This window comes from Janthinobacterium sp. FW305-128, from assembly GCF_020858135.1.
In the GTDB taxonomy this organism is placed as follows: domain Bacteria; phylum Pseudomonadota; class Gammaproteobacteria; order Burkholderiales; family Burkholderiaceae_D; genus Janthinobacterium.
This window is the reverse complement of the sequence record NZ_JACYMK010000003.1, coordinates 379,720-393,855: the sequence shown is the minus strand read 5'-3', so window position 1 is coordinate 393,855 and position 14,136 is coordinate 379,720. Positions and strand designations below refer to the sequence as shown.

At 66.0% G+C, this 14,136-nt stretch carries 10 protein-coding genes and 1 tRNA gene; all 11 read right to left on the bottom strand.

Translation table 11 applies throughout. The features are described 5' to 3' along the window. Positions 1 to 85: 85 nt before the first annotated feature. A tRNA-Arg gene (locus IGS60_RS09415) sits at positions 86 to 160 on the bottom strand. Positions 161 to 237: 77 nt separating this feature from the next. Next, positions 238 to 969 carry a PEP_CTERM-anchored TLD domain-containing protein gene (locus IGS60_RS09410; protein ID WP_230503970.1) on the bottom strand — a complete coding sequence of 244 codons (732 nt, stop codon included), beginning with the start codon at positions 967 to 969 and terminating at the stop codon, positions 238 to 240. Positions 970 to 1,089: 120 nt separating this feature from the next. Next, on the bottom strand, positions 1,090 to 1,482 hold the full coding sequence (locus tag IGS60_RS09405; protein ID WP_230504073.1) for a RidA family protein: 393 nt from the start codon (positions 1,480 to 1,482) through the stop codon (positions 1,090 to 1,092). A 35-nt stretch (positions 1,483 to 1,517) separates the two neighbouring features. After that, a complete protein-coding gene (locus tag IGS60_RS09400) occupies positions 1,518 to 2,678 on the bottom strand; it encodes an acyl-CoA dehydrogenase family protein (protein WP_230503969.1) in 1,161 nt (386 codons plus the stop codon). Between the two features lie 4 nt (positions 2,679 to 2,682). Continuing rightward, on the bottom strand, positions 2,683 to 3,537 hold the full coding sequence (locus tag IGS60_RS09395; protein WP_230503966.1) for an enoyl-CoA hydratase family protein: 855 nt from the start codon (positions 3,535 to 3,537) through the stop codon (positions 2,683 to 2,685). 2 nt (positions 3,538 to 3,539) lie between these two features. Next, positions 3,540 to 4,052: a MarR family winged helix-turn-helix transcriptional regulator gene (locus tag IGS60_RS09390; RefSeq protein WP_230503964.1), complete on the bottom strand. Its 513-nt coding sequence runs from the start codon at positions 4,050 to 4,052 to the stop codon at positions 3,540 to 3,542. Between the two features lie 13 nt (positions 4,053 to 4,065). Continuing rightward, positions 4,066 to 4,848, bottom strand: a complete 783-nt coding sequence (locus IGS60_RS09385) for an SDR family NAD(P)-dependent oxidoreductase (protein ID WP_230503962.1) — start codon at positions 4,846 to 4,848, stop codon at positions 4,066 to 4,068. Positions 4,849 to 4,867: 19 nt separating this feature from the next. Then, a complete protein-coding gene (locus IGS60_RS09380) occupies positions 4,868 to 7,270 on the bottom strand; it encodes a bifunctional salicylyl-CoA 5-hydroxylase/oxidoreductase (protein ID WP_230503960.1) in 2,403 nt (800 codons plus the stop codon). Then, on the bottom strand, positions 7,267 to 8,886 hold the full coding sequence (locus tag IGS60_RS09375) for an AMP-binding protein (protein ID WP_230503959.1): 1,620 nt from the start codon (positions 8,884 to 8,886) through the stop codon (positions 7,267 to 7,269). Before IGS60_RS09375 ends, IGS60_RS09380 begins: the two co-directional genes overlap by 4 nt. Positions 8,887 to 9,117: 231 nt before the next feature. Beyond that, positions 9,118 to 9,825, bottom strand: a complete 708-nt coding sequence (locus IGS60_RS09370; RefSeq protein ID WP_070312085.1) for a response regulator — start codon at positions 9,823 to 9,825, stop codon at positions 9,118 to 9,120. 86 nt (positions 9,826 to 9,911) lie between these two features. After that, positions 9,912 to 14,075, bottom strand: a complete 4,164-nt coding sequence (locus tag IGS60_RS09365) for a two-component regulator propeller domain-containing protein (RefSeq protein ID WP_230503957.1) — start codon at positions 14,073 to 14,075, stop codon at positions 9,912 to 9,914. Positions 14,076 to 14,136 lie beyond the last annotated feature (61 nt).

Genomic DNA, 14,136 nt, shown 5'->3' with positions numbered 1-14,136 from the left:
AAGCACGCATTGTACCGACAACTCGGCACCACCAGTACATTGCGGCCAGCATGAACTCAGGCCACCGGCGCGCGTTGCGTGGATGTGGTGTCGCCAGCAGGAATCGAACCTGCATTTAAGTCTTAGGAGGACCTTGTACTATCCATTGTACGATGGCGACACGCGCAGCGGCATTATACAGGCTGGCGCCCGCCATGGACAGCGTGGCAAGCGGACGGCATTTTTGACTGCGACGCGTCAGGCCAGCGCGCGCTTGCGGCGGCGAACCACGCCCAGCACGCCCAATCCCGCCAGCAGCAGCGCATAGGTGACTGGCTCGGGAATGGCGCTGATGCTGAATACCTGGATGGCGCCATAAGTGATGTCAGCCCCCTTCCAGACGGAGCCATCCAGAAGGCTATAGCCCATCGTCGGCTGACCGTAGTGGTTATAGGTATACAAGTAGGACGAGCCGCCATTGGTCAGATTCTCGGGAACGTAGAGGTCATGGCCGACGCCGAAGGTAGGACCGGCCTTGGCACCGTTGAAGGTCTGATCCTTGCCCAAGCCATCTCCGCTGAAATACTGCTTCAACTGCGGCAGCATGAAGCCCGCTGTCAGATTGAACAGGAAGGCCGTGCGCTCGCTGTCCTCCATGGTCACATGCATGCCATCAGTCGAGCTCCAGCTTTGTGGATTGTAGCCGCCCACCAGCCACGTCTTGCCCGATGAATTCGTGGCTTCCATAACGGAAAATGTGCGCCCCTTGCCATCGGAGGCCTTATGGAAATCGAGCGAAGTGTCGCCCGCCGCCTTGCTGTAGATATTCGTCAGCGCCAGACGGCCCTCTCCGAGCCAAGTTTCCAATTGCGCCTGATAGCCAGGAGACAGTAGCGACGTGCCGGTTCCGGCCTGCGCGCCCAGGCAAACACCCATACCGGCCACGGCCAGCACCACACTTCTTACTGCCTTAAAATTATTGTGCATCATCTGCCTCGACTGTCAGTATTTGAAGCCGGCGTATTTTCCGGTTGCCAAATATAACATAGCAGATATTGTTTTTATATTTCTTATTTTAGCGCAAAAGAATATAATTTTGATAAAAATAATTCATTCAGGCAACACCGCCGTCACCTCGATCTCGACCTTCGCTCTGTCCTCGATGAGTCCCGCCACCTGCACGGCCGTCATGGCCGGGAAGTGCTTGCCGATGATTTCCCTGTAAGCAACGCCGATTTGTGGATATGACGCCACATATTCCTTCTTGTCCAGTACATACCAGTTCATGCGCACGATGTGCTCGGGCAAGGCGCCCGCCTCGGCCAGCACGGCGACGACATTCTGCAGCGCCTGGCGCACCTGTCCCGCAAAATCGTCCGTATGAAACTGGCCCTGCGCATCCCAGCCGATCATGCCGCTGACGTACACCGTGCGTCCGCTGGCGGCCACGCCGTTCGCATAGCCGCGCGGTCTTGCCCATCCGGGCGGTTGCAGCACTTGCATCGTGTTCTCCTCGTTGTCCATGCGGTTCATGCTGTTCATGCGTTCCCCGCCTCGCGCAGCAGTTCGCGCGCGATGATCAATTGCTGCACTTCGCTGGCGCCCTCATAGATGCGCAGCGCGCGGATTTCGCGGTACAGGCGCTCGACCGGGTGCCCGCTGACGACGCCCATGCCGCCAAACAGCTGCACGGCCGCGTCGATCACCTGCTGCGCCGTTTCCGTGGCCGTCAGCTTGGCCATCGCGGCCTCCTTCGTCACCTTGCGGCCCTGGTCGCGCTGCCAGGCGGCGCGGTAGGTCAGCAGCGCGGCCGCATCGATGCCGGTGGCCATCTGCGCCAGTTTCGCCTGCGTCAACTGGAAGTCCGCCAGAGTCTGGCCGAACATCTGGCGCTTTGTCGCGTGGCGCAGCGCTTCGTCGAACGCGCGCCGCGCAAAGCCCAGGGCGGCGGCGGCCACCGACGTGCGGAACACGTCGAGGGTCGCCATCGCCACCTTGAAGCCCTGCCCCGCCTCGCCCAAGCGCTGCGACACGGGCACGCGGCAATTGGCAAAGCGCAGGCGCGCCAGCGGATGCGGCGCGATGACGGCGATGCGCTCGGCGATTTCCAGCCCGGGATTGTCGGCGTCGACGATGAAGGCGCTGATGCCGCGCGCCCCTGGCGCCTCGCCCGTCCGCGCGAACACCACGTAAAAGTCGGCGATGCCACCGTTCGAGATCCACGTCTTTTCGCCATCGAGCACATAGTCGTCGCCGTCGCGGCGCGCCGCGCACGCCATGGCCGCCACGTCGGAGCCGGCCTGCGGCTCGGACAGGGCAAAGGCGGCGATGCGCTTGCCGCTGGCCACGTCCGGCAGATAGCGCGCCTTGTTCCCGGCGCTGCCGAACAGGCCGATGGCGCCGGAACCGAGTCCCTGCATGGCAAAGGCGAAATCGGCCAGGCCGTCGTGGCGCGCCAGGGTTTCGCGCATCAGGCAAATGGCGCGCGTGTCGATCTGGCCATCGGTGCCCGTGGCGTAGGCCAGCCATCCGCCCTGCCCCAGTTGCGCCACCCGCGCGCGGCAAGCCGCATCGACGTCGCCGCCATGCTCGTCGCCCAGGTGCTGCGCCGCCCAGGCATCGAGGTCACGCTCAAGTTCCGCATGGCGCGCTTCGAAAAATGGCCAGTCCAGGTAAGTGGTGTCGCGTGTCTTGTTCATCTTCTCAATCGCCCTCGAACTGCGGTTTCTCTTTCGCCACGAAGGCGTGATAGGCGCGGTGAAAATCGTTGGTGGCCATGCAGATGGCTTGCGCCTGCGCTTCCGCCTCGATGGCTTCGTCGACGCCCATGTTCCACTCCTGCTGCAGCATTTTTTTCGTCATGCCGTGCGCGAAGGTGGGGCCGCTGGCCAGGCCGGCGGCGAACAGCTGCGCCGCCTCGGCCAGGTCTTCCGGCTCGACCAGGCGGTTGAGCCAGCCCCAGCGTTCGGCCTCGGCTCCGGCCAAAGAGCGGCCCGTATACAGCAGTTCGGCGGCGCGCCCCTGGCCGATCACGCGCGGCAGCAAGGCGCAGGCGCCCATGTCGCAGCCGGCCAGGCCCACGCGGGTAAACAAAAAGGCCGTCTTGCTGCGCGCCGTGCCGATGCGGATATCGGAAGCCAGCGCCAGCATGGCGCCGGCACCCGCGCAAATGCCGTCGATGGCGGCGACGATGGGCTGCGGGCAGGCGCGCATGGCTTTCACCACGTCGCCCGTCATGCGGGTAAACGCCAGCAGGCCGGGCATGTCGAGCTGCGTCAGCGGTCCGATGATGTCGTGCACGTCGCCGCCCGAGCAGAAATTGGCGCCGCTGCCCGTGATGACCACGGCCTTGACGTCGTCCGCATGCGCCAGCGCGCGGAACAGCTCGCGCAACTCCGCATACGAATCGAAGGTGAGCGGATTCTTGCGCTCGGGCCGGTGCAGGGTCAAGGTGGCCACGCCGCCTTCGACGGAAAACAGAAAATGCCGCGCGGCGTAGCCGGCCAGGCTGGCGCGGTTGCCTGGCAGGTCTTGCGGCTGGCCGGGTAGATGGCGCATGGTCAGTCCTTTAGAGGGGTGTTATTCAACTGCTGCTTCATGTGCGACAGCAGGTCGATCAAACGGGTTTTGTCATCGGGCGTGACGCCGTGCAGCAGTTCGGCGATCCAGCCTTCGTGCACGCGCGCCATCTCGTCGAACGCGCGCCGGCCCGCTGGCGTCAGCTTGACGCTGTACGAGCGGCGGTCTTTCGGGTCGACCACGCGCACCACGAGTTTTTCCTGCTCCAGCTGGTCGGTGATGCCCGTGATATTGCCGCCTGTGACCATCATGCGCCTGGACAGTTCGCCCATGCGCAGGCCTTCGGGAAAGCGCTCCAGCTGCGCCATCAGGTCGAAGCGGGGCAAGGTGATGCCGAAGGTGGCGCGCAGGCGCGTGCGCACTTCGTTTTCGATTTTCACTGTGCACGAGAGCATGCGCAGCCACAGCTTGAGCGACTGGTGGTGGTCCTGCGTCAGCCGGCTGGCCAGATCCAGCACGGGTTCGTCCTGCACATTTTCGTTTTCTTTGTCCATGATCTTCATTCTGTTACATGACTTCGCCGCCGGCGACGGCGATCGATTGTCCATTCATGGCGGACGACGCGGGCAGGCAAAGCCAGGCCACCGCATCGGCCACTTCGCGCGGCTGCACCAGCCGCTGCTGCGGATTGGCTGCCGCCAGTTCCGCGCGCGCCGCGTCTTCGCCGCGCCCCGTCTTGCGCACGATGTTCTGCACGGCTTGCGCCACCATGTCCGTTTCCGTGTAGCCGGGGCAGACGGCGTTGACGGTGACGCCGCGCGGCGCCGCTTCCAGCGCCAGCGCGCGCGTCAGGCCGATCACGCCATGCTTGGCGGCGACATAGGCGCTGACGTAACGGTAACCCTTCAGGCCCGCCGTCGACGCCACGTTGACGATGCGCCCCCAGCCCGCTTCCAGCATGGCCGGCATGGCCGCTTGGCAGCAGTGGAACACGCCCGTCAGGTTCACGGCCAGCATCTGCTGCCAGATGGCGGCGTCCGTCTTGCCGAATGGCGCAGCATGCGCCTGGCCCGCGTTATTGACCAGGATATCGATGCGGCCGAAATGCGCGGCGGCCTGCGCGAAGCCCGCCTGCACGGACGCTTCCACGGCCACGTCGAGCACGCAGATGGCCACCCGGCCCGCGTGGCCCGCCTCTTCCAGCTGCATGCGCGCGCGCGCCAGCCGCGCGCCATCGCGCCCAGCCAGGGTGACCCTGGCGCCCGCGTCCAGCAAGGCGTGCGCGCAGGCCAGGCCGATGCCGCTGCCGGCGCCCGTCACCAGCGCATGTTTTCCTGATAATGCGTCCATCGATGCTTCCTTGCTCATGTCATCCTTCCAGCAGCCGCGCGGCCACCTGTTGCGGGGTGAGACCCGTGTTGGCGGCCGCCAGCTGGCGCTCGCGCTGCAGATTGCGTTCCAGCTGCTGCTGGCCCGGCCGGTACTGTTTCGGCCAGGCTGCGCCGTTCCCAGCGCCTGCGCCGCTGTAGCCGATGCGCGCCATTTCCGTCAGGGTCCAGGCCGGGTTGGCCAGGTGCGGGCGGCCCACGGCGCACAGGTCGGCGCGGCCGGCGGCGATGATGCTGTTGGCGTGGTCGGCTTCGAAAATCGAGCCGACGGCCATGCTGGCAATGCCCGCCTCGTTGCGCACGCGGTCGGCGAACGGCGCCTGGAACATGCGCCCGTAGACGGGCCGTTCGAGTTTGCTGACCTGGCCCGAGGAACAGTCGATCAGGTCGGCGCCCGCCTGCTTGAACAGGCGCGCGATGACGACCGCATCGTCGGGCGTGATGCCGCCTTCGACCCAGTCGTGGGCCGAGATGCGCACGCTCATCGGTTTATCCTGCGGCCACGCCGCGCGCATGGCGCGGAACACGCGCAGCGGATAGCGGCAGCGGTTTTCCAGGCTGCCGCCATATTCGTCGGTGCGGCGGTTGGTCAGCGGCGAAATAAAACTCGACAGCAGATAGCCGTGCGCGCAATGCAGTTCCAGCCAGTCGAAACCGGCGACGGCGGCGGCCAGCGTGGCGCGCACGAAGTCCTGTTCGATGCGCGCCAGGTCGTTTTCCGTGGCCGCGCGCGCCGTTTGCGACACGCCGGCCAGGTATTGCTGTTCCGAGGCCGAGACCAGCGGCCAGTTGCCCTCCCTGAGCGGCTGGTCGATGCCGTCCCACATGGGCCGCGTCGAGCCTTTCGCGCCCGCGTGGCCCAGCTGCAGGGCGATCTTCGCATCGCTGTTCGCGTGCACGAAATCGACGATGCGCCGCCACGCCTGCGTGTGCGCTTCGCTGTACATGCCGGGGCAGGCGGGCGTGATGCGCGCATCGGCCGACACGCACGTCATCTCGGCAAACACGAGGCCGGCGCCGCCCATGGCGCGCGCGCCCAGGTGCATCAGATGGTAGTCGCCCGCCACGCCATCGACGGCGCTGTACTGCGCCATCGGCGAGACGGCGATACGGTTTTTCAGCAGCACGCCGCGCAGCCGGAAAGGCGTCAGCATGGGCGGCATGGCTTCGTCCCGCAAAGGTTCTTGCGAAAACACAACGCCGGCCTGCTCGCCCGCGCGCCGCGCCAGCCACGATTCATAGCCGGCCACGTAGGCGGGATCGCGCAGGCGCAGGTTTTCGTGCGAGATGCGCTGGCTGCGCGTGAGCATCGAATAGGCGAACTGCGGCGCTTCCATGGCGCTGTAGCGCTCGACGTTTTCAAACCACTCCATGGAATTGCGCGCCGCGCTCTGGATCTTCAGCACCTCGATGGCGCGCAACTGCTGGTAAGCGGCCAGCGCAGCATCCGTACCAGCATGCTGGCCGAAGCAGCGCGCCAGTTCGATCGCGTCTTCCAGCGCCAGCTTGGTGCCGGAGCCGATCGAATAATGCGCCGTGTGGGCCGCATCGCCCATCAGCACGACGGGCACGCCATCCTGGCGGTGCACCCATTGCCGGCAGACGATGCGGGGAAAGGTGATCCACTGCGCCGAGCCGCGCAAGTGCGGCGAATTGCTCAGCAAACCGTGGCCATCGAGTTCCTCGGCGAACAACGCTTCGCAAAAGGCGATGCCCTCTTCCTGGCTCATGGCGTCCAGTCCCGCCGCGCGCCACACGTGTTCGGGCGTTTCGACGATGAAGGTCGATGTCTCGCCGTCATACTGGTAGATATGCGCCTGGAACCAGCCGTGCGGCGTCTGGCGGAAGGCAAACGTGAAGGCCTCGAATTTCTTGCGCGTGCCCAGCCAGACGAAGCGGCAATGGCGCTGGTCGATCTCGGGCTGGTAGCTGGCCGCATAGCGCGTGCGGATGCGGCTGTTCAAGCCGTCGCTGGCGAGCACCAGGTCGGCGCCGTACTGCTTCGCGATGGCCTGGTCGTCCAGCACTTCCGTCTCGAATACCAGCTGCACGCCGAGTTCCTCGCAGCGCGCCTGCAGGATATTGAGCAGGCGCTTGCGGCCGATGCCGCAAAAGCCATGGCCGCCGGAGCGCACGGTCTCGCCCTTGAAGTGGATCTCGATATCGTCCCAGTGGTTGAACGCCTGCAGGATGGCGCGCGCCGTCGGCTCGTCCGCATTGGCCAGGTTGCCCAGGGTCTGGTCGGAAAACACCACGCCCCAGCCAAACGTGTCGTACGGGCGGTTGCGCTCGATGACCGTGATGCGGTGATCCGGGTTCTGCTTTTTCATGAGCAGGCTGAAATACAGGCCGGCGGGGCCGCCGCCGATGCAGACGATATTCATGGGGTGTCCGTGCGAAGTTTGAAGCGCTGCAGCTTGCCCGTTTCCGTGCGCGGCAGCGCAGGCAGGAAACGAATGGCGCGCGGGTATTTATACGGGGCGATCTGCTGGCGCACGAAGTCCTGCAATTCGGCCGCCAGCACGTCGCCGGGCTGGAAACCATCCTTGAGCACGATGTGCGCCTCGACGATCTGGCCACGCTCGGCATCGGCGCGCCCGACCACGCCGCATTCGGCCACGGCAGGGTGGCGCAGCAGCGCCTCTTCCACTTCCGGGCCGGCGATGTTGTAGCCGGCCGAGACTATCATGTCGTCGCTGCGCGAGCGGTAATAGAAATAGCCGTCGGCATCCATCTCGAAGGTGTCGCCCGTCAGGTTCCAGCCGTTCTGCACGTACTCGCGCTGGCGTGGGTCGGACAGGTAGCGGCAGCCGGTGGGGCCTTTCACGGCCAGGCGGCCCGTCACGCCGGGCGGCTGCGGCACGCCCGCATCGTCAACGATGCATGCCTGGTAGCCGGGAATGGCCTTGCCGATGGCGCCGCGGCGGATGCCCTCGCCCGTGGCGGAAATGAAGATGTGCAGCATTTCAGTGGCGCCGATGCCGTCCGTCATGGCCAGTCCCGTCGCCGCCTGCCAGGCGTCGCGCGTGGCCAGCGGCAGCGCCTCGCCTGCCGACACGCACAAGCGCATGCTGCTCAAATCGTGGCCGGCCGCCAGGGGCGCCATCTGGCGGTAAAAAGTCGGCGCCGTGAAGCAGATCGTGGCCTGATAGGCAGCGATGGCGCGCAGCAGGGTCTCGGGCGTGAGTTTTTCCAGCAGCACGGTGGCCGCGCCAAAACGCAGGGGAAACAGCAGCAGGCCGCCGAGGCCAAAAGTAAAAGCCAGCGGCGGCGTGCCGATGAAGATATCGTCGGCGCGCACCTGCAGCATGGAACGGGGAAAGCAGTCGCAGATGGCCAGCAGGTCGCGGTGCATGTGCATGGTGCCCTTGGGGACGCCCGTCGTGCCCGAAGTAAAGCTGATCAGGCAGACGTCGTCGGCCGCCGTGCCGTGCGCGGGAAATGGCGCATCGTGGGCCGCCATGCGCCGTTCCAGTTCCGCATCGGCGGCGCCAAAGCACAGAATGGCCGGCAAGTCTGGCAAGCCGTCGAGCTCCGCGCGCAAGCCCTGCGCGCACAGCACGGCATTGACTTGCGCTTTGGTCAGGATGGTGGACAGTTCGCGCGCCCGCAGCAGCGGCATGGTGGGCACGGCGATGCAGCCGGCCTTCAGCACGGCCAGCAGGCAGGCGGCCATCATCGGGGTATTCGCGCCGCGCAGCAGCACGCGGTTGCCGGGGATCAGGCCCAGGTCGGCGCGCAGCACGTGGGCGATGCGGTCGACTTGCCGCGCCAGATCGGCGTAGCTCCAGCGCTGGCCGTCGGCAAGGATGGCGGTGCGCTCGCCGCCGCCTTTGGCCACGGCCGCATCGAGCAGCGCGGCGACGCAATTGAGGCGCGGCGGATACTGCAGCTCGGGCAAATCAAGGCACAGCTGCGGCCAGAGTGCGCGCGGCGGCAGGTGCGCGCGCGCAAAGTCGTCCTGGGGAGATGCGGTGGTAGGCGAAGGGTCGCTGCTCATGCTCATCCTGGCTGGTGACGGGCGCGTGCACAAGGCCCGGAAGCAGATACTTTAAACCTAAAGTATTTTTCCAGCAAGCAGAAAACAGCAATTTCAACACACCTAACAAAACCGTAGCGAGCGGATGGGAGGCTCGGCGCCCCCGTTGACCCGAGAAGCGGAGCTGTGCGGATGCACAGTGAGCATCGGAAGCCGCAAATCACGACGCGCAGTAGGTTTTGTTATGGTGTATCAGTCGGCGCCGTCCTGGCGCAGCAAACGCGCCTGCTGCGCCGCGCTGCGCGCCAGCGCGGCCAGGGCCGCCTGTATCTGCTCGCCATCGAGCACGGCCGACTGCAGCAAGGCGCTCATGCCGGCTTCCGCGCCATGCAAGCCCAGGGTGCGGCAACCGAGGTGCAGCCGTTCGAGCTGCTGGCGCGCCTGGGCCGGTTCGCCGCGCGCCAGCAAGGCGTCGACCTGTTCGCTGGCGGCGACTATCTGCCCCTGGAAGCCCGTCAAGTAGGCCAGCAGGCGTTCGCCGTCAATGCCCAGCCGCTGCAAGGTGTCGCGCGGCGCCTCGGCCGGCAAGGCGCAGACGTCGAAGCAGGCGTCGATATGCTGGCGCACCTGCTCCGGCTGAAAGGGCTTGACGATGTAGCCGGCGGCGCCGGCCTGAACGGCGTCGCGCACCGTGTCGTGGTCATTGGCCGACGAGACCAGCACCAGCGGCATGGCGTCGAGCGCGCTGTCGGAGCGGATTTTCTGCAGCAGCTCCATGCCGGACAGGCGCGGCATGCGCAAGTCGCAAAAGCACAGCGCGGGGCGCAAGCCGCCTTCGAGCTGCTCCCACGCCGCCGCGCCATCTTCGGCTTCCACGATATCGTGCACGCCGCAGCTGTCGATCAGATGCATCAATACCATGCGCGACACGACATCGTCGTCAACCACCAGTACTTTCATTGCTTTCTCCATTGGCGGCAGCGTCAGGGTGCCTGGCCGTATTCTACCCAGTTTCGCCGCACGCTCCACGGCTGGAATTGCCTATTTTACATTTCCTTGCCCGAAACAGCTATTTGCGCCAACAGTGCGCGCAATTGCGGCAAATGCAGGGCCACCTGCGTCCAGCGCCCGCCATCGGCCGCCTCCTCCATTTCCGTGCACAGCATGTGCAGCTGCGTTTCGTCGAGATAGGCGGCGCTGCCCTTCAATCCGTGCAGCAGGCGCCCGGCGTTGTCCTGGTCCTGCGCCGCCAGGGCATCGTCGAGTTCGCGCAGGCGCCCTTCCAGGTCGGCGACAAAGGCGACGCGGATGCGCCGCTGCAGTTCGCCGCTGCGGATGGACTGGGATGGCGGTGCGGCGGGGATGGCCGGCGCGACGCCGAACAGGGCGTCGAGTTCCGCCTGCCCCCGCGCGCTAGCGCGCGGGGCGTTCGATGGCATGCGCGGCAACATGAAACCGCGCTGCAGCTGGCGCTCGATGGCGCGCGCCAGCAAGCCATGCAGCGCCGCCTCGTCCACCGGTTTGCTGAGGAAATCATCCATGCCGACGCCCAAGTAGCGGCTGCGGTCCTCTTCGCTGGCGTTCGCCGTCAGGGCCACGATCATCAGTTCCTGGTCGCGCACGGGCTGGTCCGGCCAGCCGCCCACGCGGATCAGACGCGTCGCCGTGGCGCCGTCCATCTCCGGCATGCGCCCGTCCATCAGGATCAGGTCATAGCGCGTATGCACGCAGGCCGCCACGGCCAGCACGCCGTTGGCGACCACGTCGACCCGGTGCCCCAGTTCTTCGAGCATCACGCGGATGATGATCTGGTTGGTCGGGAAATCTTCCGCGCACAGCACGCGCAGCTGGTGGCTGTGCGGCGCCAGCGCCACCTGCGGCACCAGCGGCGGTGCCACGCCATCGGCCAGCGGCAGGGTGAAGGCAAACGTGCTGCCCTGCCCCGGCGTGCTGGCCACCTCGATCTCGCCGTCCATCAGTTCGACCAGCTGGCGGCAGATCGCCAGACCCAGCCCCGTGCCGCCGTAGCGCCGCGTGGTGCTGGCATCGGCCTGCTCGAACTTCTGGAACAGGCGCGCCATCGCGTCCGCATCGATGCCGATGCCGCTGTCGCTGACGCTAAAGCGGATCAGGTTGACACGGCGTCCGCCGCTGCCGCTGGCCACGCCGGCCCGCTCGACGCACACGCTGACGCCGCCGCGCTGGGTGAACTTGAAGGCATTGCCGACCAGGTTGACCAGCACCTGGCGCAAGCGGGTCGGATCGCCCACCACGAAGGGCGGCAGGTCCGGCGCGAAATCGATGGAGAAACCGATGCTGCGCGCGGCCGCCTGCTCCTCGAACAGGGTCACGACCGTCTCGATGGCCGCGCCGAGCGCGAAATCGATGTTTTCGATACTCAGCTTGCCCGCCTCGATCTTGGAAAAATCGAGCAAGTCATTGATGATCACCAGCAGCGACTGGGCATTGGCCTGGCCGCGCAGGATCTGCTCGCGCGTGGCGTCGTGCAGCTGCTCGTCGCGCAGGGCAAAGCCCAGCATGCCGATCACGCCGGCCAGCGGGGTGCGCATCTCGTGGCTCATGTTGGCCAAAAATTCCGACTTCTGGCGCGTCGCATCCTCGGCCTTGCGCTTGGCCTGGCGCAGGCTTTCCTCGTTTTTCGTCAGGCTGCTGTTGACTTGCGCCAGCTTTTCCGATTGGGCCAGCACCTCGATTTCCTTGCTCTGCAACTCGGCCGTGCGTTCGCCGACCAGTTTTTCCAGCTCGTTCTGCTGGCGCCGCAGCGCGCGCACGCGCTGCCGGTACGCGCCATACACGGCGCCCAGCAGCAGCAGCGCCATCAGGGTGCGGAACCACCAGGTCTTCCAGAACGGCGGCAAAATCGTGATGGCCAGCGTGGCGCCGCTCTCGTTCCACACGCCGTCCTTGTTAGCCGCCTTGACGCGAAACACATAGTTGCCCGCGTCGAGGTTGGTGTAGGTGGCAAAGCGCCGCCCCGCATCCGTCATGACCCAGTCCTGGTCGAAGCCTTCGAGCCGGTAGGCGAACATATTGCGCTGGGGCGCGGCGAAATGCAGGGCCGCGAATTCCAGCGAAAAAACGCTTTCGCGGCTGGTCAGCACCAGCTCGCGCGTATGGTCGATGGCCTTCTTGAGCACATGCGCGAACTCGCCGCGGCCGATGGCCACCGGCTTGTTGAAGATCTGCAGTTCCGTGACGGCCACCAGCGGCGGCACGCGGTTGTCGTGGATATCCTGCGGCATGAACGCCGTCATGCCGTTGAAGCCGCCGAAATACATGGTGCCGTCCGACGCGCGCAGGGCCGCGCCGTCGAAGTACGAGCCTTCCACCGTGCCATCGGCGCTGTCGTAGTTGCGAAACAGGCCGCTGCGCATGTCGAGCCGCGTGATGCCGCTGTTCGTGCTCAGCCACAGCTGTTCGTTGTCGTCGCCGAGGATGCTGGCGACGGCATCATCGGCCATGCCATCCTTGCGCAGGAAGCGCCGGAAGCGGATCCCGCCCTTGGCGTCGACGTCCATGCGGTTCAAGCCATTGGCCGTGCCCACCCACAGCACGCCGCGCTTGTCTTCGTGCAGGAAATGCACTTCATCGTGGCTCAGGCTCTGCGGGTTTTGCGGATCGTGGCGGAAATGGCGGAAGCGGCCGCTGGCGCGGTCCAGCAAGTCCAGGCCGTGGAAGGAGCCTATCCACAACCGCCCCTTGCCGTCTTCCAGCACGGGCCGCACCATGTTGTCGGACAGGCTGTTCGGATCGGCCGGGTCGTGGCGGTACGTGGTAAAACGGCGGCTGACGGGATCGAAACGGTGCACGCCGCCCCGCGTCGACACCCACAGCATGCCGCTGCGGTCGCTCACGACATTGCGGATGGTGTCGCTGTTCGGGTCGCCGGCGGCAAAGCGCATGGTAAAAAAACGCCCCAGTGCCGGATCGAAGCGGTGCAAGCCCGTCGAGCCGCCCACCCACAATACGCCGTCCGGCGCCTTGTACAGGGTCGTGACCTGCTCGTCGCGCGACATGCCGGGTGCGCTGCGCAGGTCGAACAGGCGCGAGCTGCCGTCGCGCGTGTCGTACAGTTTCAGGCCGCCCTTGGTGGCCAGCCACAGCTTGCCATTGCCCGCGTCGGCCACGGCGCGCACTTTCTTGTCCGCCAGCGCGCCCACGTCGCCGGGCGCGCGCGCCATGCGCGCAAAGCCGCCGCTGCCCAGGTCGACCCGGCTCACGCCGTTGTACCAGGAACCGACCCAGAAGGTGCCGGCGCGGTCGCGGTAGAGCGACGACAGCTGGTTGTCGGCGACGCTGAACTTGTCGCCCGTCTGGTGCCGGTACTGCAGGAAGGTGTCGCTGTCGGGCAGCCAGCGGAACAGGCCATCGGCATTGCTGCCCAGCCAGACGGTGGCGTCGACATCCTGGTACAGGCTGGCCACGCGGATGGCGGAAAAGCCATGCTTCTCGCCGAAGCGCACTCTTGCCTGCGGCGGCTGGCCGGCGCCACCCAGACGCCAGCGCTCGGCGCCGGCCATGGTGCCGATCCACAGGTTCTGCTGGCGGTCGACCAGCAGCGACTGGATCACGTTGTACTTCGAGCCGGGCGTCGCATCGACGGCGAAATGTTCGAAGCGCTCGCTGCCCGGCGCCAGCATGTCCAGGCCCGTTACCGTGCCGATCCACAGGCGCTGTTGCGCGTCCAGCGCCAGCGCCTTGATTTCATTGTCGCCCAGGCTGTGCGGGTTGCCTTCTTCATGGTGCCAGGTGCGGAAGGTGCCGGTGGCGGGGTCGAAATGCTGCAAGCCGTCCGAGGTGGCGATCCAGAAGCCGCGCGCGCCATCGTCGAGGATGGCGTGGATATGCCGGTTGCCGTTGCCGCGCTTGCTCTTTTCGCCGGGACCATAATGGATGAAGGTCTGGCTGGCGGCGTCGAAGCGGTCCAGCCCATTGTCGGTGCCCACCCACAGCTGGCCCTGGCTATCGACATGCAGCTCGCCGACCCAGTTGTCGGCCAGGCTGGTCTTGTCGCCCTCGATATTCTTGTAGACGACCATGCGGTAGCCGTCGTAGCGGCTCAGGCCGGACTGGCTGCCGAACCACATATAGCCCTGCCGGTCCTGGGCGATGGCCAGCACCGATTCCTGCGCCAGGCCCTGGTCGACGCTGAGCTGGTCGAAACGCAGGGTGGGCGCAGGCGCCGCCATGGCCCAGCCGCCCAGCAGTAAAATTAACAGTGAGGCAACATCGCAAACACGTCGAAATACC

What these genes read in the sequence shown, in the direction of transcription:
- IGS60_RS09410 (WP_230503970.1), bottom strand. Translation starts at nt 969, where the DNA reads ATGATGCACAATAATTTTAAGGCAGTAAGAAGTGTGGTGCTGGCCGTG.
- IGS60_RS09405 (WP_230504073.1), bottom strand. Translation starts at nt 1,482, where the DNA reads ATGCAAGTGCTGCAACCGCCCGGATGGGCAAGACCGCGCGGCTATGCG.
- IGS60_RS09400 (WP_230503969.1), bottom strand. Translation starts at nt 2,678, where the DNA reads ATGAACAAGACACGCGACACCACTTACCTGGACTGGCCATTTTTCGAA.
- IGS60_RS09395 (WP_230503966.1), bottom strand. Translation starts at nt 3,537, where the DNA reads ATGCGCCATCTACCCGGCCAGCCGCAAGACCTGCCAGGCAACCGCGCC.
- IGS60_RS09390 (WP_230503964.1), bottom strand. Translation starts at nt 4,052, where the DNA reads ATGGACAAAGAAAACGAAAATGTGCAGGACGAACCCGTGCTGGATCTG.
- IGS60_RS09385 (WP_230503962.1), bottom strand. Translation starts at nt 4,848, where the DNA reads ATGGACGCATTATCAGGAAAACATGCGCTGGTGACGGGCGCCGGCAGC.
- IGS60_RS09380 (WP_230503960.1), bottom strand. Translation starts at nt 7,270, where the DNA reads ATGAATATCGTCTGCATCGGCGGCGGCCCCGCCGGCCTGTATTTCAGC.
- IGS60_RS09375 (WP_230503959.1), bottom strand. Translation starts at nt 8,886, where the DNA reads ATGAGCAGCGACCCTTCGCCTACCACCGCATCTCCCCAGGACGACTTT.
- IGS60_RS09370 (WP_070312085.1), bottom strand. Translation starts at nt 9,825, where the DNA reads ATGAAAGTACTGGTGGTTGACGACGATGTCGTGTCGCGCATGGTATTG.
- IGS60_RS09365 (WP_230503957.1), bottom strand. Translation starts at nt 14,075, where the DNA reads ATGGCGGCGCCTGCGCCCACCCTGCGTTTCGACCAGCTCAGCGTCGAC.